Here is a 23,814-nt window from a genome sequence, read left to right on the forward strand (position 1 = left end):
GTGCTTTCCACTGAGTGCATACCGGGTTTGCGCCCAGATGGCGGCTGGGACATCCCTGACAGGCTGAACATGGCGCGGCAGTGTCTGGCGCAGCTCAGCGACCGCGTGGCGCTCATCGATCTGACTGGCCAGCGCGCTGAACCTGTCACCTTTGGTGCGCTTGCGGGGCAGGTGGACAGTATTGCGCGGGCGCTGCTGGGACAGATCCGACCAGGGGATCGGGTAGGGGTATTGCTCAGCCAGTCGCCGTGGTGTGCGGCAGCCCATCTGGCGATCTGGAAGATCGGTGCGATTTCGGTGCCGTTGTTCAAACTGTTCAAACGGGATGCTTTGGCCTCTCGCATCGGCGATGCGGGCGCGCGAATTGTTCTGACGGATGCCGAGGGCGCAGCGTTGGTCGGCGAGCTTGCCCGACCTTTGCTGGCAGATCAGATCGGACAGGAGGGCGACCCGGTGCCCTTCGCGGATACTGGTCCCGAGGATCCTGCGGTACTGATCTATACCTCGGGCACCACCGGCAGCCCCAAGGGCGCGTTGCACGGGCATCGGGTGTTGACTGGCCATCTGCCCGGCGTGTCGATCAGCCACAATCATCTGCGCGACGGTGACTGCCTGTGGACGCCTGCGGATTGGGCCTGGATCGGCGGGCTGTTCGATGTGCTGATGCCGGGGCTGGCGCTGGGCATACCCGTTGTCGCGGCGCGGCTGGACAAGTTTTCGCCCGAGGCCTGCGCTGATGTGATCACGCGCGGCGGTGTGCGCAACGTATTCTTCCCGCCGACGGCATTGCGGATGCTCAAGGCGGCGGATCAGGCGATCCCCGGCCTGCGCTCGGTTGCATCGGGTGGTGAGCCGCTGGGGGCCGAGATGCTGGCTTGGGGGCGGCAGGCGTTTGGCCTGACAATCAACGAGTTCTACGGCCAGACAGAATGCAACATGGTTGTGTCCTCCTGCGCTCAGGACTTTCCCGTGCAACCCGGCTGTATCGGCAAACCGGTGCCGGGGCATGAGATGGCAGTGATCGATGAGGATGGTCAGTTGTCTGACGACGAGGGCGATGTGGCCATCCGGCGCGGCTCGGCCTCGATGCTGCTGGAATACTGGAACAATCCGCAAGCGACCGCTGAGAAGTTCCGGGGCGATTGGCTGATCACCGGAGACCGCGGCGTGTGGGAGGGCAACTATCTGCGCTTCGTTGGCCGCGATGATGATGTGATCACATCGGCTGGCTATCGCATTGGACCCGCCGAGATCGAGGATTGCCTGCTGACCCACCCGGCGGTGGCGACAGTGGGCGTGGTCGGCAAACCTGACCCGCTTAGGACAGAGATCGTGAAGGCCTATGTGGTTTTGAAACCGGAAGTCGAAGCGTCGGAGCAGGAATTGCAGGATTGGGTCAAGGACCGTCTGGCGCAGTACTCCTATCCGCGTGAGGTGGCGTTTTTGGAGGAACTGCCGATGACGGTGACGGGGAAGGTGATCCGGAAGGAATTGAAGGCGCGGGCGGCGGGGGAGTTGAACAAGTGATATTCGAATTGAGAAGCTTCTTAATTTTGGCGACTACGCTGGGTGCAGTTAGCTTGGCAACACAAGCCGAGACAGCTGCCCCCGAAAGGTTTGATACAGTCGCATTTTTGCGAGCCTGCACTGATCTTGTTCCAAATGTCGACTATGCGCTTCCTATGGATGTGGAATGTGTCGGCCAAAGCCACAGGATGTGCACGTTGGCGGACCCAAGTGCTGAGGTCGAAAGATGCGTTTTGGTGGTGTCAAAGTGGATGCGCGACAAAACGATTTCGGAGTGGTCTCAAATCCCAGAAACAAACCGTCTTGGTTACGAAGATCCTCCTGCGGCGCAGGACGTAATAAGAGATGCAAAGATAATATTCGACAATGAAATATTAGCACAATTTGCACCAGCGATAGCTGATTGTGACGATATTCAGATCGAAGGTGTCTCCGAGCAGGATGCTTGTGGCTATGCGGACGCATTGGCTGGCTGGCTCACGCTGAGAATTCTCCAACGCGCGACTGAACGCGAAGAAGAAAAACAGGTGCTTTAGACATGAAACTCACATCCAAAGCCATGCCCACCTCTGAGGGCTTCAAGGCAAACCGCGCGGCTCATCTCGACGCGCTGTCCCAAATCTCTGCCGCCGCTGAAGCCGCCCGCATGGGCGGAGGTGAGAAATCCCGCGCGCGGCATGAATCGCGGGGCAAGATGCTGCCGCGTCGTCGGGTGGCGAACCTGCTCGACCCGGGGTCTCCGTTCCTTGAAATCGGCGCGACGGCGGCGCATGGGATGTATGGCGATGCAGCACCCTGTGCCGGGGTGATCGCGGGCATTGGCCGGGTTCAGGGGCGCGAGGTTATGGTGGTGTGCAACGATGCCACCGTGAAGGGTGGTACTTACTATCCGATGACGGTCAAGAAACACCTGCGCGCGCAGGAAATTGCCGAGGAAAACCATCTGCCCTGCATCTATCTGGTCGACAGCGGCGGCGCCAACCTGCCCAATCAGGATGAGGTCTTCCCTGACCGCGACCACTTTGGCCGCATCTTCTATAACCAAGCGCGGATGAGCGCGAAGGGGATCGCTCAGATTGCCGTGGTGATGGGGTCCTGTACGGCGGGTGGGGCCTATGTGCCCGCGATGTCGGATGTGACCATTATCGTGCGCGATCAGGGGACAATCTTTCTGGCCGGGCCGCCTCTGGTCAAGGCCGCGACCGGAGAGGTGGTGAGTGCCGAGGATCTGGGCGGCGGTGACGTGCACACGCGCCTGTCCGGTGTGGCGGATTATCTGGCCGAGGATGATGCCCACGCGCTGGCGCTGGCGCGACGGGCTGTGGGGTCGTTAGGCGGTGCCTGGCTGAAGCCCGGCCTACGGTTCGAGGCATCGGAAGAACCCGCTTATGATCCCGAGGAAATTCTGGGCGTTGTCCCGGCCGACCTGCGCACGCCGTATGACATCCGTGAGGTGATTGCGCGGCTGGTCGATGGCTCGCGCTTCGATGAATTTAAACCCCGGTTCGGCGAGACGCTGGTGACCGGTTTTGCCCATGTCAAAGGGTGTCCGGTGGGCATCATCGCCAATAATGGGGTGCTGTTTTCCGAGGCGGCGCAGAAGGGCGCGCATTACGTGGAACTGTGTTCGCAGCGCAAAACGCCGCTGGTGTTCCTGCAGAACATCACCGGGTTCATGGTTGGCCGCAAATACGAAAACGAAGGTATCGCGCGGCACGGGGCCAAGATGGTGACGGCGGTCGCGACGACTTCGGTGCCCAAGATTACCATGTTGGTGGGCGGGTCCTTCGGGGCCGGGAACTATGGCATGGCGGGGCGCGCCTATCAGCCTCGGTTCCTGTGGACATGGCCGAATTCGCGCATTTCGGTGATGGGGGGCGAGCAGGCTGCGGGCGTGCTGGCCACCGTCAAGCGCGACGGGATTGAACGGCAGGGCGGTACATGGTCGGCCGAGGAAGAGGCCGAATTCAAACGTCCAACGCTGGAGATGTTCGAGGAGCAGTCGCACCCGCTCTATGCCTCGGCACGGTTGTGGGATGACGGCATCATCGATCCGCGCAAAAGCCGCGATGTGTTGGCCCTGTCGCTGAGTGCTGCGCTGAATGCCCCGATTGAGGAGACACGCTTCGGCGTGTTCAGGATGTAAGATGAGCGGACTGGAACAACTGAAAACCCGCTATCCGGGCGCGCAAACTTTCAAGTTCGGCGACAATGCTGTGCTGAGCGCCGAGCTGTTGGATTTGGTACGCGCAGGGAAGAAAACTGCAACTTGCGGAGCATTGCGCGACTATCCGGAAGGTAGCGCTGATACGCCGGTCGTTGGGCGGCGGGATATTGCACTGGATTGGGATGATCGCCCGGCCTTGGTGATTGAAACTGTCGAGGTCTCTACCCGCCGCTATTGCGATGTGACCGAGGATTTTGCGTTGGCCGAAGGCGAGAATGAGACACTCGAAGGATGGCGCGAGGATCACCGCCGGTATTTCGAGCGAAATGGCGGATTCGATCCCGAGATGGAGTTGCTCTGCGAACGGTTTCACCTTGTCGAAGATCTGGCGGTTGAGGGGTAAGCTATGTTCAACAAAATCCTGATTGCCAACCGGGGCGAGATTGCCTGTCGGGTCATGGAAACCGCTCAGAAAATGGGTGTCTCTTGCGTCGCGGTTTATTCCGATGCGGATAAGTCGGCAAAGCATGTGCAGATGGCGGATGAAGCTGTTCATATCGGTGGTGCGGCCCCGGCTGAGAGCTATCTCAAGGGCGATGTGATCATTCAGGCCGCGCTGAGTATGGGCGCGCAGGCGATCCATCCCGGCTATGGCTTTCTGTCCGAGAATCCGGATTTTGTGGATGCGGTTGAGGCTGCGGGGCTGACCTTTATTGGCCCTTCGGCGGATGCGATCCGCAAGATGGGCCTGAAGGACGCCGCCAAGGTGTTGATGGAGCAGGCGGGGGTTCCCGTAGTGCCCGGCTATCATGGGGACAATCAGGACCCGGAACATCTGTCGGGCGCGGCCGATACCATCGGCTACCCTGTTCTGATCAAGGCCGTTGCGGGCGGTGGCGGTAAGGGGATGCGGCTGGTCGAGAAACCCGAAGACTTCTCGGCCGCATTGGACAGTGCGCGCGGTGAGGCGAAGACTGCCTTTGGCAACGACGCGGTGCTGGTTGAGAAGTTTGTCGCCAAGCCCCGCCATATCGAGGTGCAGGTGTTCGGCGATGGCACCCATGCGGTGCATCTGTTCGAACGCGATTGCTCGCTCCAGCGGCGGCATCAGAAAGTGATCGAAGAGGCTCCGGCCCCCGGCATGACCGCTGAAATGCGCGAAGCGATGGGGCAGGCGGGCGTGCGCGCGGCTGAGGCCATCGGGTATAAAGGCGCGGGGACGGTTGAGTTCATCGTCGATGCCTCGGACGGGCTGCGACCGGATCGGTTCTGGTTCATGGAGATGAACACGCGCCTGCAGGTCGAACACCCGGTGACTGAGGCAATCACCGGTGTCGATCTGGTGGAATGGCAGCTGCGGGTGGCGGCGGGCGAAAGCCTGCCGAAACAGCAGGATGATTTGTCGATCAACGGGCATTCCTTCGAAGCGCGGCTTTATGCCGAGGACGTACCCAAGGGCTTTTTGCCCGCGACGGGTACTCTGACCCATCTGCATTTCCCGCAGGAATGTCGCGCCGATAGTGGTGTGCGGGCCGGGGATACCATCAGCCCGTGGTATGATCCGATGATTGCCAAGGTCGTGGTGCATGGCCCGACACGCGCGGTCGCTTTGGAAAGCCTGCACCGCGTCTTGCGCCGCACCGAGGTTGCCGGGACGGTGACCAACCTTGCATTCCTTGGCGCCTTGACGCGTCACAGCGGGTTTGCGTCGGGCGATGTGGATACCGGGCTGATCGGGCGCGACCTTGAGGATTTGGTACAGTCGGCTGACACTGGTCATGCGTCAGCGGTGGCTGCGGCGATGACCGCGCTGGGTCTGGCAGACGCAAATTCTGAAACAGGCTTTACCCTCTGGGCTCCGTTACATCGCGCGGTGCAGTTGCTGCGGAACGGAGAGACTGTTGATCTGGATGTACAGGTCGAAGGCCCGGATCGGCAGGTTTGGGAGGTTGACGGTACGCAACTCGTCGCACAGCACCTCGGTAGTTGGACCATCGATGAAAAGCCCATGCCCAACGTTGTCATCGCAGGACCTCAGGTCACCGTGTTCGACGATTACGGGCAGGTGTTCGAGGTCGTGGACCCTCTGGACCGCGATGCCAGTGCGGCGGGCGACACCAACGTGATCGAGGCGCCGATGCCCGGTTTGGTCAAGGCCGTCTTTGCCTCGGCTGGGCAGGAGGTGGAGGAAGGCGACCGTCTGGCCATTCTGGAAGCTATGAAGATGGAACACTCGCTGCTGGCCGCGCGCGATGGCGTGGTGGCCGAGGTGTTGGCCGAAGCAGGCGCTCAGGTCGAGGCCGGGGCGGCGCTGGTTCGGCTGGCCGAGGATTGATCTGTTCGGACAGTGAATTGCGTGGCACAGTCATCCGTATTTGAAACAAGAAGAAACCGGGAAGGGATGCGCTGATGAAAGAACGGGTCGAGATATTCGAGGTCGGGCCGCGCGATGGGTTGCAGAACGAACAACGCGAGATTCCGGTGGCCGAGAAAGTGGCGCTGGTCGATTGCCTCAGCCGGGCCGGGTTCAATCGGATCGAGGTTGCCAGCTTTGTCTCTCCCAAATGGGTGCCGCAAATGGCGGGCAGCGGTGATGTTCTGGCCGGGATCACGCGGGCCGACGGCGTGCGTTACGCAGCGCTGACGCCGAATATGCGCGGGTATGAGGACGCCTTGGCGGCAAAGGCGGATGAGATTGCGGTGTTTGCGTCGGCATCCGAGGGGTTCTCGAAGGCGAATATCAATGCGACGATTGCTGAATCCATCGAACGGTTTGTGCCCATTCTCGAAGCGGCGCGGCATATCGATCTGCCGGTCCGGGGCTATGTCTCCTGCGTGACGGATTGCCCTTATGACGGCCCAACCCCGCCCGAAAAAGTGGCCGAGGTGGCGGATGCCCTGTTTGCCCACGGCTGCTATGAGATTTCGCTGGGGGATACGATTGGGCAGGGGACCCCGGACAAGATCGCCCATATGCTGTTGGCGGTGCGTGAACGGGTGCCGGTTACCCGGCTTGCGGGGCATTTCCACGATACCAACGGGCGGGCGATTGACAATATCGATGCCTCGCTGGCGCTGGGTGTGCGGGTATTCGATGCCGCCGTGGGGGGGCTGGGCGGTTGCCCTTATGCGCAGGGCGCTGCGGGTAATGTCGCGACCGAAGCCGTAGCCGCACATCTGGAGCGGTTGGGATATGAGACCGGTCTGGATGCGTCTGTTTTGGAACAGGCGGCAGACATGGCGCGGGCAATGCGGGCGGAATAGGAAATGTTCGAGACCATTACACTGAATACAGACGCGCGTGGCGTCGCAACACTCACGCTGGATCGTCCTGAAAAGCACAACGCGCTGTCGGCGCAGATGATTGCCGAACTGACGCAGGCCGCCGGGCAACTGGCCAATGATGAGGCGGTGCGGGTGGTGGTTCTGGCCGCTTCGGGCAAAAGTTTCTGCGCCGGTGGCGATCTGAGCTGGATGCAGGCGCAGATGGCGGCCGACCCCGAGACGCGCTTTGTCGAAGCGCGCAAGCTGGCCGAGATGCTGAATGCACTGAACACCCTGCCCAAGCCCTTGATCGGAGCATTACAGGGCAATGCGTTTGGCGGCGGTGTCGGTATGGCATCGGTCTGCGATGTGGCGATCGGGGTAGAGAGCCTGAAGATGGGCCTGACCGAAACCCGTCTGGGTCTGATCCCGGCCACCATCGGCCCCTATGTCATCGCCCGCATGGGTGAGGCGCGGGCACGACGGGTCTTTATGTCGGCTCGCCTGTTTGATGCGGCGGAAGCGGTCGAGCTGGGTCTGCTGGCCCGGACAGTGCCCGCCGACGCTCTGGCGGATGCGGTTGAGGCCGAGGTGCTGCCCTATCTCTCCTGCGCGCCCGGAGCTGTCGCCTCGGCCAAGGAACTGATCCGGTCGCTGGGGCCATCTATTGACGATGCCGTGATCGACCAGACCATTCGCGGGCTGGTCGCGCGTTGGGAAACCGATGAGGCGCGCGAGGGAATCGCCGCGTTCTTCGACAAGCGAAAACCTATATGGAATAAACAGGTTTAGCCCGATTGCCGCGACTCTCGGCTGGGATGCAACGTCAGCGCCGCTTGTTGGGAAAGCAAGCGCAATAATAGCTCTCTGCGCGTCTGTGTTCGGTTGACCCTCTGACCCCGCACGGATAGAGAATGTCCAGTCAACACGCCAATTGACCGTGCGTCCCTTTGGGGTTTGCGCAGGAAAGGAGCTATACGTGGAAGACCTGCTGCGGGAGTACCTCCCGATTCTGGTGTTTCTGGCCGTTGCCGTAGGCCTTGGAATCGTCTTGATTCTTGCCGCTGTTGTATTGGCCGTCCGCAATCCCGACCCGGAAAAAGTCAGCGCATATGAATGTGGCTTCAACGCCTTCGATGACGCGCGGATGAAATTCGATGTCCGATTCTATCTGGTCTCGATTCTCTTCATCATCTTCGATCTGGAAATCGCCTTCCTGTTTCCCTGGGCCGTGGGCTTCAAAGACATCAGCGATGTCGGGTTCTGGTCCATGATGGTGTTCCTGGCGGTGCTGACCATCGGCTTTGCCTATGAATGGAAGAAGGGGGCCCTGGAATGGGAGTGATGACGGGTGCAAACACCGCCGGCGTCGACAAGGAAGTCGCCACCCAGGCCCTGAATGCCGAGCTGCAGGACAAGGGATTCTTGCTGACATCGACCGAAGACATCATCAACTGGGCCCGCACCGGTTCACTACACTGGATGACATTCGGTCTCGCCTGCTGCGCGGTTGAGATGATGCACACCTCGATGCCGCGCTATGATGCGGAAAGGTTCGGTATCGCGCCGCGTGCCTCCCCGCGTCAGTCGGATGTGATGATCGTGGCCGGTACGTTGACCAACAAAATGGCCCCCGCACTGCGCAAGGTCTACGACCAGATGCCCGAGCCGCGTTACGTGATCTCGATGGGCTCCTGCGCGAATGGCGGCGGCTACTATCACTATTCCTATTCCGTCGTACGCGGCTGTGACCGCGTTGTGCCGGTGGATATTTACGTGCCCGGCTGCCCTCCGACCGCCGAGGCATTGCTGTACGGTCTGATGCAACTGCAACGCAAAATCCGCCGTACCGGCACGATTGTACGCTGAGGAGAGTGGGGATGAGCGAAGCACTCAAGGAACTCGGCGCGCAGCTGGAACTAAAACGGGCCGATTGCGTTCTGTCTTGGGACGTGACCCATGGCGAGCTGAATGTCGATGTGGCGCCTTCGAATCTGGTAGAATTCGTCGAGTTTCTGCGGAACGATCAGAACTGCAAGTTTTCGACCCTCGTGGACATCACCGGCGTCGACTACCCCGAACGGGCCAAGCGGTTCGACGTGGTCTATCACTTCCTGTCGATGTACCAGAACCAGCGTATCCGCCTGCGGGTTTCGATCCGCGAGGAGGACATGGTGCCCTCGATCGTGGACGTCCACCCCTCGGCCAACTGGTTCGAGCGTGAGGTGTTCGACATGTTCGGCATCCTGTTCTCGGGCCATCCGGACCTGCGGCGCATCCTGACCGACTATGGGTTCCGGGGTTATCCGCTGCGCAAGGATTTCCCGACCACCGGTTACACAGAGGTCCGCTATGACGAGGCGCAAAAGCGCGTGGTCTACGAACCGGTCAGTCTGGTGCAGGAATACCGTCAGTTCGATTTCATGTCCCCGTGGGAAGGTGCCAACTACATTCTTCCGGGGGATGAGAAACAGGAGTCGTAAGTCATGGAGTTCCTGATCTGGATTGCCGTCACGGTCGCCACGATCATTCCGATGCTGAAACTGCTACCGCATTTCGGGATCGAGAAATATTGGGTTGTCGCCTGCGTCATCCCCATTGGAACGCTGGTCCTGATCTGGATCATGGCCATGAAACTGCAAGAGATGGAGCGCCGCTGATGGGGCTGGGGGAACTGATCGCGCTGGGTGCGCTGGGTGTTCTGCTGGCCGGGGCCGCTGCCAAGGCGGCTGAGGCGGAAAAGGTCCGGGTTCGGGCCGAAGCGAAGAAGAAACGAGGGCGTTGATGGACGGCTCAAGATATGATGACGGCAGCACGGACGCGCTGAGCGGAGAACAGAAGATCCGCAACTTCAACATCAACTTCGGCCCGCAACACCCTGCGGCGCACGGGGTACTGCGTCTGGTGCTCGAACTGGACGGCGAGATCGTCGAGCGTTGCGACCCGCATATCGGCCTGCTGCACCGTGGCACCGAAAAGCTGATGGAAAGCCGGACGTATCTGCAGAATCTGCCGTATTTCGACCGTCTTGACTACGTGGCGCCGATGAACCAGGAACATGCCTGGTGTCTGGCCATCGAAAAACTGACCGGTGTTGAAGTACCGCGTCGTGGCTCTTTGATCCGGGTTCTCTATTCTGAGATTGGGCGCATTCTGAACCACCTGCTGAACGTGACCACTCAAGCCATGGATGTGGGTGCTCTGACTCCGCCGCTGTGGGGGTTTGAAGAGCGTGAAAAGCTTATGGTGTTCTATGAGCGTGCCTGTGGTGCCCGCCTGCACGCCGCCTATTTCCGCCCCGGTGGCGTGCATCAGGACCTGCCGCCGGAACTGCTGGACGATATCGAGGCTTGGAGCCACGAGTTTCCCGCCGTTCTCGATGACATTGACGGTCTGCTGACCGAAAACCGCATCTTCAAACAGCGCAACGCCGATATTGGCGTCGTGACCGAGGATGACATTCAAAAATACGGCTTCTCGGGCGTGATGGTGCGCGGCTCGGGTCTGGCCTGGGACCTGCGTCGTGCGCAGCCCTATGAATGCTATGACGAGTTCGAGTTTCAGATCCCCGTCGGCAAGAACGGCGACTGCTATGACCGCTATCTGGTGCGCATGGAAGAGATGCGCCAGTCGCTGCTGATCATCCGTCAGGCCATCGCCAAAATCCGCGAGTGCCCCGGTGACGTTCTGGCCCGTGGCAAGATCACCCCGCCGAAACGCTCGGACATGAAGACCTCGATGGAAAGCCTGATCCATCACTTCAAACTCTATACCGAAGGCTTCCACGTCCCCGCAGGTGAGGTCTATGCCGCCGTCGAGGCCCCCAAGGGCGAGTTCGGCGTCTATCTGGTCGCCGACGGCACCAACAAACCCTATCGCGCCAAACTGCGCGCGCCCGGGTTCCTGCACCTGCAAGCCATGGACCACGTCGCCGGAGGGCATCAACTGGCCGACGTCGCCGCCATCATCGGCACCATGGACGTCGTATTTGGAGAGATTGACCGCTAATGCTCCGCCGTCTGCATCCCGAACAACCCGAAAGCTTTGCCTTCACCGCTGCCAACCAGCAATGGGCCGAAGCGCAAATCACCAAATATCCCGAAGGTCGTCAGGCCAGTGCGGTGATCCCTCTGCTCTGGCGCGCGCAGGAGCAGGAGGGCTGGTTGAGCCGTCCGGCGATCGAGTCTGTCGCCGACATGCTGGGCATGGCCTATATTCGCGTGCTCGAAGTGGCCTCGTTCTACTTCATGTTCCAACTGCAACCGGTTGGGTCTGTAGCACATATTCAGGTGTGCGGCACGACCTCCTGCATGATCTGCGGGGCCGAGGATCTGATTGCGGTCTGCAAGGACAAGATCGCTGCGAAACCGCATGAACTCTCTGCCGATGGCAAGCTGAGCTGGGAAGAGGTCGAATGTCTCGGGTCCTGCACCAATGCTCCGATGGCGCAGATCGGCAAGGATTATTACGAAGACCTGACGGCTGAGAGCTTTGGCCGGATCATCGATGATCTGACGGCGGGCAATGTGCCGGTGCCGGGCCCGCAAAACGGGCGCTATGGGGCGGAACCGCTGAAAGGGCTGACCAGCCTGACCGAACATGACAGCGGTCGGACGCAGTACAATGCCAGCGTGCAACTGGCGACCGATCTGGGCGACACCGTCAAGCGCATTGACGGATCAGAGGTGCCGATCCTGACGCCGTGGCTGGACAAGGATGGCAAACAGGCGGGCGCTGCGGCGGCTGCGAAACCTCCGAAAGCGCCCGAAGCGCCGAAACCGGCGGCGAAACAAGCTGCTGAGGCGAAGGCCAAGGCCAAGGAAACCAAACCGGAAACTGCCGAGGTCAAGGAAGACCAACCTGAGACGCTGACCGGCGCGAGGGATGGCAAGGCAGATGACCTCAAGCTGCTGAAAGGCGTCGGGCCCAAGCTCGAAGAAACACTGAACGAACTGGGCTTCTACCACTACGACCAGATCGCGGCCTGGACGCCCGAACAGGTGGCCTGGGTTGACGCCCGGCTGAAGTTCAAGGGCCGGATCGAACGCGACGGCTGGATCGAACAGGCGGCCAAGCTGGCGGCGGGTGAGGACACCGAGTTTGCTAAACGTGCCAAGGAAGACGGCACTTACGAAGACTAGGACAGATGCCCATCCGGGGCATCGGGATGAGATGGACAAGGACAAGGAACAGGCCATAGCCCGAAAGGGCCGACATATCGGCATCGTCATCGCCGTGACGATGGTGGTTTGGCTTGGCATGACCTTATTTGTCGGCCCCGCGCTGGGGATGCCGGGGCGCTATGCGCTGTTGTTTGATTTTGCCGCTCTGGCAGGATTCATCTATGCGGGCGTGAACATATTTCAACTCTGGCGTATGCGTCAGGACAGCTGAAGGTAACGAATGATGCTGAAGGATCAGGACCGGATCTTTACCAACATCTACGGGATGCACGAGCGTACGTTGCGCGGCGCGCAGGCCCGGGGGCATTGGGACGGCACTGCTGGCCTGATCGAAAAGGGGCGCGACTGGATTATCCAGACGATGAAGGATTCAGGGCTGCGCGGACGTGGCGGTGCGGGTTTCCCGACCGGTCTGAAATGGTCGTTCATGCCCAAGGAAAGCGATGGGCGCCCGTCCTATCTGGTTGTAAACGCAGATGAATCCGAGCCCGGAACTTGCAAAGACCGCGAGATCATGCGTCACGATCCGCATACGCTGATCGAGGGTTGTCTGATCGCCTCTTTCGCGATGAACGCGCATACCTGCTATATCTACCTGCGCGGCGAATATATCCGCGAGCGTGAGGCGTTGCAGGCGGCAATTGACGAAGCCTATGACGCGGGCCTTCTGGGCAAGAACGCCGCCGGATCGGGCTGGGATTTTGATCTGTTCCTGCATCACGGCGCCGGGGCCTATATCTGCGGCGAGGAAACCGCCCTGATTGAAAGCCTTGAGGGCAAAAAGGGTATGCCGCGGATGAAACCTCCGTTCCCGGCAGGGGCGGGGCTGTATGGTTGCCCGACCACGGTGAACAACGTGGAATCCATCGCTGTTGTGCCGACTATCCTGCGCCGGGGTGCAGATTGGTTCGCGGGCTTTGGCCGTCAGAACAACGCCGGCACCAAGCTGTTTGCGATCTCGGGCCATGTGAACAACCCCTGCGTCGTCGAAGAGGCAATGTCGATTTCCTTCGAGGACCTGATCGAAACCCATTGCGGCGGCATTCGCGGCGGTTGGGACAATCTGCTGGCGGTGATCCCCGGTGGCTCGTCCGTGCCATGTGTGCGTGGCGAGAACATGCGCGATGCGATTATGGATTTCGACTATCTGCGCGGCGAATTGGGCTCGGGCCTTGGCACGGCGGCGGTGATCGTGATGGACAAGTCCACCGACATCATCAAGGCGATCTGGCGTCTGTCGAAATTCTACAAGCACGAAAGCTGCGGCCAGTGTACGCCCTGCCGTGAAGGCACCGGCTGGATGATGCGCGTCATGGACCGTCTGGTGCGTGGCGAGGCGGAACTGGAAGAGATCGACATGCTGTTCGACGTGACCAAACAGGTCGAAGGTCACACGATCTGCGCCCTTGGCGATGCGGCCGCCTGGCCGATCCAGGGTCTGATCCGCAACTTCCGTGAAGAGATCGAAGATCGCATCAAGGCCCAGAAAACGGGCCGCATGGGTGCGATGGCGGCGGAGTAAGTCTTATGGAAGCATATGCTGAATATTCTCACGCGATTGCCGCGTTGGTGATCTTTACCCTGATCGTTTTGTTCATGTCGCCGTTCTCGGCCTTGGCCAAGGCGGGCAAGGGGCTGGCACCGGGTGCGACTCCGGATCAGGACTATTCAGACAAGGCTTATCGACTGAACCGTGCTTATCTGAACGGCACCGAAACCCTGCCTGCATTTCTGACCGTGACGGTTGCTGCGATCCTGTTGGGCGCAAGCCCGTTTTGGATCAATCTGCTTGCATCTCTGGCGCTGCTGGCCCGCATTTTGATGTTGGTGATCCACCTGCGCGGACTTGGCAAACCGCATAGCGGACTGCGCTCGGTCGCCTATGTGGCCGGTTGGGTCTGCATGGTTCTGATGGGCCTTTTCGCATTGGTGGCGGCGTTCTGATGATACGCATGACACGATCCCTGACCGGTGCGCTGGCTGCGATGACGCTGCTTGTGGCGTGTGGAGAAGCACCGTCAAGCGCCACGCGCGTTGCCTTTGACGGCCAGTATTTCCGCACCAAGGCCAAAGCCGTCGACAAGAAGCGAATGCCGACTCAATTCACGGTCACCGTGAATGGGGTTTCCGCCTCGTTCGATGGCGCGCGCGAGGCTGGGCGCTTTGAGGGCACCAAATATTGCGTGCAGAATTTCGGATCCTCGCGGATCAAGTGGTCCGTTGGCCCGGACACCGAGCCGCAGAACCTGCGAATCGAGAATGACAAACTGGTCTTTGCAGGAACGTGTCAGCGTCCATGAGCAAGGTTATCGGATATCACGCGCCGGAAGGTCGGGCGATATTGCCTAGCAGGGCGGATGGGGGGCGTCTTGGGGAACCCAAGACGAAAGGAAACCTCATGTCTGTTTTGAAAAAGCTTGCTCTGGCCACTGTGCTGATACTTCCCGTCGCTGCCGAGGCGAAACCGCCCTTGCGCGAAGTCAAAGAGATTGACAACGAACTCTACTACATCGCCATCGCAAATGAGATCTCGGAATACTGCCCCTCGATCAGTGGGCGTCGGTTGAAAGCGATTAGTGTGATGTGGGGACTGCGGTCCAAAGCGAATGAACTGGGATATTCGGACACCGAAATCCGCGCCTATGTGGATTCGGATGCCGAAAAGGACCGGATGCGTGCCAAGGGCGAGGCATACCTGTCCAAAAACGGCGTGTCCTACGAAAATCCCAAATCCTTCTGCACGCTGGGCAAGAAGGAAATCAAAAGAAACAGCGCCATTGGCGTGTATTTGAGGGCGAACTAGACCATGTCTGACCTCCGCAAAGTCAATATCGACGGGCAGGAAATCGAAGTCGATGGTGCGATGACCCTGATCCAGGCCTGTGAAGAGGCCGGGGTCGAGGTGCCGCGCTTCTGCTATCACGAGCGTCTGTCGATTGCCGGGAACTGCCGGATGTGTCTGGTCGAGGTTGTGGGCGGGCCGCCGAAACCCGCCGCCTCGTGCGCGATGCAGGTGCGCGACCTGCGCCCAGGGCCGGAAGGACAGCCGCCCGTGGTCAAGACGAACTCGCCCATGGTCAAGAAGGCCCGCGAAGGGGTGATGGAATTCCTGCTGATCAACCACCCGCTGGATTGCCCGATCTGCGATCAGGGCGGCGAGTGTGACCTTCAGGATCAGGCGATGGCCTATGGTCTGTCCGGCACGCGCTTCAAGGAAGCCAAGCGCGCGGTGGATGATCTGGATCTGGGGCCGTTGGTTGGCACTGCGATGACCCGTTGTATTAGCTGTACGCGCTGTGTGCGGTTTACCACCGAGGTCGCGGGGATCACCCAGATGGGTCAGACCGGGCGGGGGGAAGATGCCGAGATCACCTCGTATTTGAACCAGACACTGGATTCGAACCTGCAAGGCAACATCATCGACCTGTGCCCGGTGGGCGCGCTGACATCGAAGCCTTACGCTTTTACCGCCCGTCCGTGGGAACTGACCAAGACCGAAAGCATCGATGTGATGGATGCTCTGGGCTCAAACATCCGCGTCGATACCAAGGGCCGCGAAGTCATGCGTTTCCTGCCGCGTAACCATGACGGCGTGAACGAGGAATGGATCAGCGACAAGACCCGTTTCGTCTGGGACGGGTTGCGCCGTCAGCGTCTGGACAAGCCCTATGTGCGTGAGAACGGCAAGCTGCGCCCCGCAACGTGGCCCGAGGCGCTGACCAAAGCAGCCGAGGCTCTGAAAGGGGCCGAGAAACCGGCGGGCATCGTCGGCGATCTGGCCCCTGTCGAGGCGGTATTCGCCTTGAAACAGATGATCGAAGGGCAGGGCGGTGTTGTCGAATGCCGCACCGATGGCGCGCGTTTGCCTGCAGGCAACCGCAGTGCCTATGCCGGAACTGCCGCCATCGAGGACATCGACAGTGCCGAGCGTATCTTGCTGATTGGCACCAATCCGCGTGACGAAGCTCCGGTCCTGAACGCCCGCATCCGCAAGGCCTGGGCACATGGGGCCGAAGTGGCTCTGGTCGGGCCTGCGGTGGATCTGACTTATGACTATCACCACATGGGCGGCGACCGCGCGGCGCTGCAACAAGTTGTAGATATGGGCGGCGATGATGAGATCAAGGGCAAACGCTCCTTCGTCATTGTCGGGCAGGGCGCGCTGCAAGATGCCGACGGTGCCGCCGTTCTGGCTGCCGCGCAGGCCATCGCGGCCAATACCGAAAGCGGGCTGCTGATCCTGCACACCGCGGCGTCACGTGTCGGTGCGATGGATGTGGATGCCACCAACGCAGGCGGTATGGAGGCGGTCAGCGCGGCTGACGTGATCTACAACCTCGGCGCGGATGAGGTCGAGATCGGTGAAGGCGCGTTCGTGATTTATCAGGGCAGCCATGGCGACCGGGGCGCACACCGCGCCGACGTGATCCTGCCGGGTGCGGCCTATACCGAGGAGAACGGGTTGTTCGTGAACACCGAAGGCCGCCCACAACTGGCGATGCGCGCCGGGTTCGCGCCGGGTGAGGCCAAGGAAAACTGGGCAATCCTGCGGGCCTTGTCTGCCGAGCTGGGTGCAACGCTGCCCTTCGACTCGCTGGCGCAGCTTCGCACCGCGCTGATCGAGGCGGTTCCGCATCTGGCCCGCATCGACGAGGTGATCCAGAACGAAGTTCAGGCGCTTGATGCAGGCCCGCTGGGCAAAGCAACCTTCCGCAATGCGGTTAAGGATTTCTACCTGACCAACCCGATTGCCCGTGCCTCGCAATTGATGGCCGAGCTGTCGGCGCAGGCGCAGGCCCGCAAATCCGAGAAGATTGCGGCGGAATGAACCGGGCACGTTTCATATCGCAAGCAGGTGCGGGTGCCGGTTGGCACACAGCCGCACCTCAAATGCGTGTGGACCCCACGATTAAGGGTGGCGCTGAAGCGGCAGATGCTGTTTACACCAACGCGCCGACCCAGCCGCAGATTGCGCAGGCATCTGGCCTTTGCATCGCGCGCGGAAAACGGAATACCCACGGTGTGAGGACCAATGGCTGAATTCTTTAACACCCCCGGCGGAATAGCCATCATCATTCTGGCGCAAGTGCTTGCGGTTGTTGCCTTTGTGATGATCTCGCTGTTGTTCCTTGTGTATGGCGACCGCAAAATCTGGGCCGCCGTCCAAATGCGCCGCGGACCCAACGTGGTTGGCGTTTATGGTCTGCTGCAATCGGTGGCGGATGCGCTGAAATATGTGGTGAAAGAAGTGGTGATCCCGGCAGGGGCGGACCGAACCGTTTTCATCCTTGCGCCGCTGACATCCTTCGTGTTGGCGATGATCGCCTGGGCGGTGATCCCGTTCAACGATGGCTGGGTTCTGTCCGATATCAACGTCGCTATCCTTTATGTCTTCGCTGTGTCCTCGCTCGAGGTTTATGGCGTGATTATGGGCGGTTGGGCGTCGAACTCAAAGTACCCGTTCCTTGGCTCGCTGCGCTCGGCGGCGCAGATGATTTCCTATGAGGTCTCGATCGGCCTGATCATCATTGGCGTGATCATCTCGACCGGTTCGATGAACTTTGGCGACATCGTCCGCGCGCAGGATGGTGGGCTGGGCCTGTTCAGCTGGTACTGGCTGCCGCATTTCCCGATGGTCTTCCTGTTCTTCATCTCGGCACTGGCCGAAACCAATCGCCCGCCGTTTGACCTGCCCGAGGCGGAATCGGAACTGGTTGCCGGTTATCAGGTCGAATACTCGGCCACCCCGTTCCTGCTGTTCATGGCAGGTGAGTACATCGCGATCTTCCTGATGTGCGCCCTGACCACGCTGCTGTTCTTCGGCGGCTGGCTGTCACCCATCCCCGGCCTGCCCGATGGCGTGCTGTGGATGGTTGGCAAGATGGCGTTCTTCTTCTTCCTCTTCGCGATGGTCAAGGCGATTACGCCTCGCTACCGCTATGACCAATTGATGCGGCTGGGTTGGAAAGTATTCCTGCCATTCTCGTTGGTCTGGGTGGTCTTTGTGGCCTTCGCGGCGAAATTCGACTGGTTCTGGGGCGCGTTCGCGCGTTGGAGCGTAGGAGGCTGATATGACCCAAATCGACTACACCCGCGCTGCCAAGTATTTCCTGCTGCAGGACTTCTGGGTCGGTATGAAGCTGGGGCTGAAGTATTTCTTCGCCCCCAAGGCTACCGTGAACTATCCGCACGAAAAGGGCCCTCTGTCCCCGCGTTTCCGCGGCGAACACGCCCTGCGTCGTTATCCCAACGGCGAGGAACGCTGCATCGCTTGCAAACTGTGTGAGGCGATCTGTCCTGCGCAAGCCATCACAATCGACGCAGAACCGCGCGAAGACGGCAGCCGCCGCACCACGCGCTATGACATCGACATGACCAAATGCATCTATTGCGGTTTCTGCCAAGAGGCCTGCCCGGTCGATGCCATCGTCGAAGGCCCGAACTTCGAGTTCGCCACCGAAACTCGTGAAGAGCTGTTCTACGACAAGGAAAAACTGCTGGATAACGGCGAACGCTGGGAAGCCGAGATCGCCCGCAATCTGGAAATGGACGCGCCGTACCGATGACCGACAGCCCGACAAACCCGTTCGAGCTGATGATGAAGCAGGCTCAGGACATGGCCAAGGCGATGAACCCGGCGATGGAGAATTTCTCGCCCAAAGGGTTCGAGGCGCTGTGGCCGACCATGCCGAAAGAGGTCATGGAGATGATGTTCGGCAACACCGTCAACAAGGACGGGCTGGATGCCAAGACCCGCCTGCTGCTGACGCTGGCCGGGCTGACCTGTCAGGGCGCTCAGGCGGACTCGGCGGTGCGTCAGACCGTGCGCCACGCGCTTGAGGCGGGTGCCAAGAAACAAGAGATCGTGGAAACGATCGGCCAGATGTCGGTTTTTGCCGGCATCCCGGCCATGACCCGCGCGCTGGATCTGGCGCAAGAGGTCATGGGCGACAACGAGGATGAGGATCAATGACCGTCTTTGCCTTCTACCTGTTTGCCATCAGCGCCATCACCGGTGGGCTGTTCACGGTGATCAGCCGCCAGCCGGTGCACTCGGTGCTGTGGCTGATCCTGTCTTTCCTATCGGCGGCGGGGCTGTTCGTGCTGCTGGGGGCCGAGTTCGTGGCGATGCTGCTGATCATCGTCTACGTAGGCGCGGTCGCGGTGCTGTTCCTGTTCGTGGTGATGATGCTGGACGTGGATTTTGCCGAGCTCAAGGCCGAGATGGCGCGCTATATGCCGCTGGCCCTGTTGATCGGTCTGGTCATCCTGATGCAATTCGTCATGGCCTTTGGGGCTTGGGACAGTGCGCAGGGTGCGGCGGCCAATCTGGCGCAGCCGGTCCCGACAGACCGCCACAACACCGAGGCGCTGGGTGTTATCCTTTATGATCAATACTTCCTTCTGTTCCAACTGGCGGGCCTGATCCTGCTGGTGGCCATGACCGGTGCCATCGTGCTGACGCTGCGCCACCGTCAGGACATCAAGCGTCAGGACATCATCGGCCAGATGATGCGCGACCCGGCCAAAGCGATGGAGCTGAAGGATGTGAAACCGGGGCAGGGGTTGTGACAGACCCGATTTTTTTAAAAAAAATCGGCTCGAAGTCTTTTCAAGACTTCGGTGCCGCGAGAAGGACAGGAACGGCCATATGATCGGACTCGAACATTACCTGACTGTAGCGGCGACGCTGTTCGTCATCGGCATCTTCGGTCTCTTTCTGAACCGCAAGAACGTCATCATCCTGCTGATGAGCATCGAGCTGATGCTGCTGGCGGTGAATATCAACCTCGTGGCGTTTTCCAGCTTTCTCGGCGATCTGGTCGGGCAGGTCTTCACGCTGTTCGTGCTGACCGTTGCGGCGGCTGAGGCGGCGATCGGGCTGGCCATTCTGGTCTGTTTCTTCCGCAACCGTGGCACCATCGCGGTTGAAGACGTCAATATGATGAAGGGGTAAGAGAACATGGAAACCACCATCCTCTTTGCCCCGCTGGTGGGCGCAATCCTCTGCGGCTTCGGCTGGAAGTTCATTGGTGAGAAAGCCGCCATGTGGACCGCCACTGGTCTGCTGTTTCTGGCCTGTCTGCTGTCCTGGATCGTGTTCCTGACATTTGACGGCCACACCCAGCAAATCGAGATCATGCGCTGGATCGAAAGCGGTTCGCTGTCGACAAGCTGGGCCATTCGTCTGGACCGGCTGACCGCGATCATGCTGATCGTGGTGACGACCGTATCGGCGCTGGTTCACCTGTACTCGTTTGGCTACATGGATCACGATCCGCAATGGCGCGAAGGCGAGAGCTATAAGCCGCGTTTCTTTGCCTATCTGTCCTTCTTCACCTTTGCCATGCTGATGCTGGTGACGGCGGACAATCTGGTTCAGATGTTCTTTGGCTGGGAAGGCGTGGGTGTCGCATCCTACCTGCTGATCGGGTTTTATTACCGCAAGCCAAGCGCCAATGCCGCGGCGATGAAAGCGTTCATCGTCAACCGTGTGGGCGATTTCGGCTTTGCGCTGGGAATCTTCGCGCTGTTCTTCCTGACTGACAGCATCAATTTCTCGGATATATTCGCATCGGCTCCGGCACTGGCGGAAGAGAAACTGCACTTCCTGTGGGGCGAGTGGACCGCCATCGAGGTGATCTGTGTCCTGCTGTTCATCGGCGCGATGGGTAAATCGGCGCAGTTGATCCTGCACACCTGGTTGCCGGACGCGATGGAGGGCCCGACGCCGGTGTCCGCGCTGATCCACGCCGCGACCATGGTAACCGCCGGTGTGTTCCTCGTCTGCCGCATGTCGCCGCTGATGGAATTCGCGCCGGGCGCGACCGGGTTCATCACCTTCCTCGGTGCCTCGACCGCGTTCTTCGCGGCCACCGTGGGGCTGGTGCAGACCGATATCAAGCGCGTCATCGCCTATTCGACCTGTTCGCAGCTGGGCTACATGTTCGTGGCGGCTGGCGTCGGCATGTATTCGGCGGCGATGTTCCACCTGCTGACGCACGCGTTCTTCAAGGCGCTGCTGTTCCTTGGGGCCGGTTCGGTCATTCACGCGATGCATCACGAGCAGGAGATGACGGAATACGGCGGGTTGCGGAAGAAGATCCCCTATACCTTCTGGGCGATGATGATCGGGACGCTGGCGATTACCGGTGTGGGTATTCCGCTGACGCAGATCGGGTTCGCCGGGTTCCTGTCGAAAGACGCCATCATCGAAAGCGCCTTTGCCGGAGGCACGGGATACGCGTTCTGGATGCTGGTGATCGCGGCGATGTTCACCTCGTTCTATAGCTGGCGCCTGATCTTCCTGACCTTCTATGGCGAGGAACGTGGCGACAAGCACACTCATGAACATGCGCATGAAAGCCCGATGACCATGCTGGTGCCGCTGGGCGTCTTGTCGCTGGGCGCGGTGTTCGCCGGGATGATCTGGTACGGCAACTTCTTCGGCCACGCAGACAAGGTGGGCAAGTTCTACGGCATTCCGGTGGCCGAGGCCTCGGAAGATGCCGAAGGGCACGATGCCGATACCCATGCCGCGCATGTGGCGGACGGAACCGCCGACGCGCATCACGGTGATGAGGCCAAGGCGGACGAGGCCCACGCGGATGACGGGCATGGCGAGGACGCAGCCCATGGCGGTGACCATCACTATGCCTTTACGGGCAAGCCGGGTGAAGGTGCGCTTTATATCGCACCCGACAACCATGTTCTGGATGATGCGCATGCGGCGCCCAAATGGGTCAAGGTATCGCCCTTCGTCGCGATGCTGCTTGGGTTCCTCGTGGCCTACTGGTTCTATATCGTGAACACCTCGCTGCCCGCACGTCTGGCCGCAAACCAGCGTCCGCTGTACCTGTTCCTGCTGAACAAGTGGTACTTTGACGAGATCTACGATGCGATCTTCGTCAAACCCACCGTGGCGCTTGGCCGGTTCCTGTGGAAACGCGGTGACGGCAACACCATCGACGGCTTCCTGAACGGAGTGGCGATGGGCGTGGTTCCCTTCTTCACCCGCCTCGCAGGCAAGGCGCAGACGGGCTACATCTTTACTTACGCCTTCTGGATGGTTCTGGGTATCGCCGCCCTGATCACCTGGATGTCGATCGGCGGAGGCGCAAACTAATGGACAATATCCTATCTATTGTCACCTTCATCCCCGCCATCGCAGCAGGCATTCTGGCCCTGTTCCTGCATGGCGAGGACGCAGCTGCGCAGCGCAACGCGAAATGGGTCGCGCTGGTTGCAACCACCGTGACCTTTCTGGTCTCGATCGGCATCTATACCGGCTTTGATCCGTCCAACACCGGCTTCCAAATGGTGGAAGAGGGCGAATGGCTGCTAGGTCTGAAATACAAGATGGGCGTGGATGGTATCAGCGTTTTGTTCGTGCTGCTGACCACCTTCATCATGCCGTTGACCATTCTGGCCAGCTGGAACGTGACAGACCGCGTCAAGGAATACATGATCGCCTTCCTGCTGCTGGAAACGCTGATGCTGGGCGTGTTCATGGCGCTGGATCTGGTGCTGTTCTACCTGTTCTTCGAGGCGGGCCTGATCCCGATGTTCCTGATCATCGGCATCTGGGGTGGCAAGGACCGCATCTATGCCAGCTTCAAGTTCTTCCTCTACACCTTCCTCGGCTCAGTGCTGATGCTGGTGGCGATGGTTGCGATGTATGCGGATGCAGGCACCACGGATATCGAGGCGCTGATGAGCCATCAGTTCTCGTCCGAAGGGTTCAGCGTGCTGGGCGTCTATATCGTCGGCGGCATGCAGACGCTGATGTTCATCGCCTTCTTCGCCTCGTTTGCGGTGAAGATGCCGATGTGGCCGGTGCACACCTGGCTGCCGGATGCGCACGTTCAGGCTCCGACTGCAGGCTCGGTCGTTCTGGCGGCGATCCTGCTGAAGATGGGCGGCTATGGCTTCCTGCGGTTCAGCCTGCCGATGTTCCCTGTGGGGTCGGCTGTGATGACCGATGTCGTGCTGTGGATGTCGGCCATCGCTGTTGTCTACACCTCGCTGGTGGCGCTGGTGCAGGAGGATATGAAAAAGCTGATCGCCTATTCCTCGGTCGCACATATGGGCTTTGTCACCATGGGTATCTTTGCGGCGAACCAGCAGGGTATCGATGGCGCGATCTTTCAGATGCTCAGCCACGGGTTCATCTCGGCAGCACTCTTCCTGTGTGTCGGCGTGATCTATGACCGGATGCATACCCGCGATATCGACGCCTATGGCGGTCTGGTGATCCGGATGCCCGCCTATGCGCTGGTATTCATGCTGTTCACCATGGCCAATGTCGGCCTGCCGGGCACCTCAGGGTTCATCGGCGAATTTCTGACCCTGATGGGCGCGTTCCAGGTCAACACCTGGGTGACCGCAGTGGCCGCGACCGGTGTGATCTTCTCGGCCGGTTATGCGCTGTGGCTGTACCGTCGGGTCGTGTTCGGTGATCTGATCAAGGAAAGCCTGAAGGCGATGACCGACATGAGCTCGCGCGAGCGGCTGATCTTTGCGCCACTGATCGTGATGACCATCCTGCTGGGCGTCTACCCGTCGCTGGTGACCGATGTGATCGGGCAATCCACCGCTGCGCTGATTTCGAACTATGATATGGCTCTGGCCGCGGCGGACGCCGCTACCCAGACAGCCGCTTCGCATTAAGGA

The 23,814-nt window shown here is 60.2% G+C and carries 27 protein-coding genes; all 27 read left to right on the forward strand.

The annotated features are described in order from the left end of the window. The gene (locus ACR0K9_RS07310) at positions 1 to 1,527 is read left to right on the forward strand and encodes an AMP-binding protein (RefSeq protein WP_480821931.1); all 1,527 of its coding nucleotides are present in this window, start codon (positions 1 to 3) and stop codon (positions 1,525 to 1,527) included. Continuing rightward, a complete protein-coding gene (locus tag ACR0K9_RS07315; protein WP_480821933.1) occupies positions 1,524 to 2,063 on the forward strand; it encodes a hypothetical protein in 540 nt (179 codons plus the stop codon). The genes ACR0K9_RS07310 and ACR0K9_RS07315 overlap by 4 nt, the downstream gene beginning before the upstream one ends. 2 nt (positions 2,064 to 2,065) lie before the next feature. Further along, positions 2,066 to 3,673: a carboxyl transferase domain-containing protein gene (locus tag ACR0K9_RS07320; protein WP_480821935.1), complete on the forward strand. Its 1,608-nt coding sequence runs from the start codon at positions 2,066 to 2,068 to the stop codon at positions 3,671 to 3,673. Between the two features lies 1 nt (position 3,674). Next, positions 3,675 to 4,097 carry an ASCH domain-containing protein gene (locus ACR0K9_RS07325; protein ID WP_480821937.1) on the forward strand — a complete coding sequence of 141 codons (423 nt, stop codon included), beginning with the start codon at positions 3,675 to 3,677 and terminating at the stop codon, positions 4,095 to 4,097. A 3-nt stretch (positions 4,098 to 4,100) separates the two neighbouring features. Next, complete coding sequence (locus tag ACR0K9_RS07330; RefSeq protein WP_480821939.1) at positions 4,101 to 6,029, forward strand: acetyl/propionyl/methylcrotonyl-CoA carboxylase subunit alpha; 1,929 nt, start codon at positions 4,101 to 4,103, stop codon at positions 6,027 to 6,029. 74 nt (positions 6,030 to 6,103) lie between these two features. Further along, positions 6,104 to 6,958 (forward strand): hydroxymethylglutaryl-CoA lyase, encoded by an 855-nt coding sequence (locus ACR0K9_RS07335; protein WP_480821941.1) that lies wholly within the window; start codon positions 6,104 to 6,106, stop codon positions 6,956 to 6,958. A gap of 3 nt (positions 6,959 to 6,961) precedes the next feature. Next, positions 6,962 to 7,750, forward strand: a complete 789-nt coding sequence (locus tag ACR0K9_RS07340) for a crotonase/enoyl-CoA hydratase family protein (RefSeq protein WP_480821943.1) — start codon at positions 6,962 to 6,964, stop codon at positions 7,748 to 7,750. Positions 7,751 to 7,937: 187 nt separating this feature from the next. After that, the gene (locus ACR0K9_RS07345; protein WP_170325678.1) at positions 7,938 to 8,303 is read left to right on the forward strand and encodes an NADH-quinone oxidoreductase subunit A; all 366 of its coding nucleotides are present in this window, start codon (positions 7,938 to 7,940) and stop codon (positions 8,301 to 8,303) included. Continuing rightward, on the forward strand, positions 8,294 to 8,827 hold the full coding sequence (locus ACR0K9_RS07350) for a NuoB/complex I 20 kDa subunit family protein (protein ID WP_010442777.1): 534 nt from the start codon (positions 8,294 to 8,296) through the stop codon (positions 8,825 to 8,827). Before ACR0K9_RS07345 ends, ACR0K9_RS07350 begins: the two co-directional genes overlap by 10 nt. Before the next feature lie 11 nt (positions 8,828 to 8,838). After that, positions 8,839 to 9,441, forward strand: a complete 603-nt coding sequence (locus tag ACR0K9_RS07355) for an NADH-quinone oxidoreductase subunit C (protein WP_480821945.1) — start codon at positions 8,839 to 8,841, stop codon at positions 9,439 to 9,441. A 3-nt stretch (positions 9,442 to 9,444) separates the two neighbouring features. After that, complete coding sequence (locus ACR0K9_RS07360; RefSeq protein WP_424833136.1) at positions 9,445 to 9,618, forward strand: hypothetical protein; 174 nt, start codon at positions 9,445 to 9,447, stop codon at positions 9,616 to 9,618. Then, positions 9,618 to 9,743: a hypothetical protein gene (locus tag ACR0K9_RS07365; RefSeq protein ID WP_010442774.1), complete on the forward strand. Its 126-nt coding sequence runs from the start codon at positions 9,618 to 9,620 to the stop codon at positions 9,741 to 9,743. The genes ACR0K9_RS07360 and ACR0K9_RS07365 overlap by 1 nt, the downstream gene beginning before the upstream one ends. Then, a complete protein-coding gene (locus ACR0K9_RS07370; RefSeq protein WP_170352614.1) occupies positions 9,743 to 10,966 on the forward strand; it encodes an NADH-quinone oxidoreductase subunit D in 1,224 nt (407 codons plus the stop codon). The genes ACR0K9_RS07365 and ACR0K9_RS07370 overlap by 1 nt, the downstream gene beginning before the upstream one ends. Further along, complete coding sequence (gene nuoE / locus ACR0K9_RS07375; protein ID WP_480821947.1) at positions 10,966 to 12,099, forward strand: NADH-quinone oxidoreductase subunit NuoE; 1,134 nt, start codon at positions 10,966 to 10,968, stop codon at positions 12,097 to 12,099. The genes ACR0K9_RS07370 and nuoE overlap by 1 nt, the downstream gene beginning before the upstream one ends. A 31-nt stretch (positions 12,100 to 12,130) precedes the next feature. Then, positions 12,131 to 12,352 (forward strand): DUF5337 domain-containing protein, encoded by a 222-nt coding sequence (locus ACR0K9_RS07380; RefSeq protein WP_480529893.1) that lies wholly within the window; start codon positions 12,131 to 12,133, stop codon positions 12,350 to 12,352. Positions 12,353 to 12,364: 12 nt separating this feature from the next. Beyond that, positions 12,365 to 13,663, forward strand: coding sequence for an NADH-quinone oxidoreductase subunit NuoF (nuoF, locus tag ACR0K9_RS07385; RefSeq protein WP_480530585.1), 1,299 nt, complete (start codon positions 12,365 to 12,367; stop codon positions 13,661 to 13,663). 5 nt (positions 13,664 to 13,668) lie between these two features. Next, entirely contained in the window at positions 13,669 to 14,085 is a 417-nt protein-coding gene (locus ACR0K9_RS07390; RefSeq protein ID WP_480821949.1) for an MAPEG family protein, read from the forward strand. A gap of 8 nt (positions 14,086 to 14,093) precedes the next feature. After that, complete coding sequence (locus ACR0K9_RS07395) at positions 14,094 to 14,441, forward strand: hypothetical protein (protein WP_480821951.1); 348 nt, start codon at positions 14,094 to 14,096, stop codon at positions 14,439 to 14,441. A gap of 98 nt (positions 14,442 to 14,539) precedes the next feature. Then, positions 14,540 to 14,944, forward strand: coding sequence for a DUF5333 domain-containing protein (locus ACR0K9_RS07400; protein ID WP_480821953.1), 405 nt, complete (start codon positions 14,540 to 14,542; stop codon positions 14,942 to 14,944). A gap of 3 nt (positions 14,945 to 14,947) precedes the next feature. Beyond that, complete coding sequence (gene nuoG, locus ACR0K9_RS07405) at positions 14,948 to 16,969, forward strand: NADH-quinone oxidoreductase subunit NuoG (protein WP_480821955.1); 2,022 nt, start codon at positions 14,948 to 14,950, stop codon at positions 16,967 to 16,969. A 204-nt stretch (positions 16,970 to 17,173) separates the two neighbouring features. Further along, entirely contained in the window at positions 17,174 to 18,211 is a 1,038-nt protein-coding gene (gene nuoH, locus ACR0K9_RS07410) for an NADH-quinone oxidoreductase subunit NuoH (protein WP_480529883.1), read from the forward strand. A 1-nt stretch (position 18,212) separates the two neighbouring features. Further along, on the forward strand, positions 18,213 to 18,707 hold the full coding sequence (nuoI, locus tag ACR0K9_RS07415; protein ID WP_039524264.1) for an NADH-quinone oxidoreductase subunit NuoI: 495 nt from the start codon (positions 18,213 to 18,215) through the stop codon (positions 18,705 to 18,707). Beyond that, positions 18,704 to 19,114, forward strand: a complete 411-nt coding sequence (locus ACR0K9_RS07420) for a carboxymuconolactone decarboxylase family protein (protein ID WP_170545589.1) — start codon at positions 18,704 to 18,706, stop codon at positions 19,112 to 19,114. Before nuoI ends, ACR0K9_RS07420 begins: the two co-directional genes overlap by 4 nt. Then, complete coding sequence (locus ACR0K9_RS07425) at positions 19,111 to 19,713, forward strand: NADH-quinone oxidoreductase subunit J (protein WP_480821957.1); 603 nt, start codon at positions 19,111 to 19,113, stop codon at positions 19,711 to 19,713. Before ACR0K9_RS07420 ends, ACR0K9_RS07425 begins: the two co-directional genes overlap by 4 nt. A gap of 79 nt (positions 19,714 to 19,792) precedes the next feature. Next, positions 19,793 to 20,098: an NADH-quinone oxidoreductase subunit NuoK gene (gene nuoK / locus ACR0K9_RS07430; RefSeq protein WP_005984024.1), complete on the forward strand. Its 306-nt coding sequence runs from the start codon at positions 19,793 to 19,795 to the stop codon at positions 20,096 to 20,098. Positions 20,099 to 20,104: 6 nt separating this feature from the next. After that, on the forward strand, positions 20,105 to 22,267 hold the full coding sequence (gene nuoL / locus ACR0K9_RS07435; protein ID WP_480821959.1) for an NADH-quinone oxidoreductase subunit L: 2,163 nt from the start codon (positions 20,105 to 20,107) through the stop codon (positions 22,265 to 22,267). Further along, positions 22,267 to 23,811 carry an NADH-quinone oxidoreductase subunit M gene (locus tag ACR0K9_RS07440; RefSeq protein ID WP_480821961.1) on the forward strand — a complete coding sequence of 515 codons (1,545 nt, stop codon included), beginning with the start codon at positions 22,267 to 22,269 and terminating at the stop codon, positions 23,809 to 23,811. The genes nuoL and ACR0K9_RS07440 overlap by 1 nt, the downstream gene beginning before the upstream one ends. Positions 23,812 to 23,814: the final 3 nt, after the last annotated feature.

It is taken from the genome of Ruegeria sp. L12 (assembly GCF_056531745.1).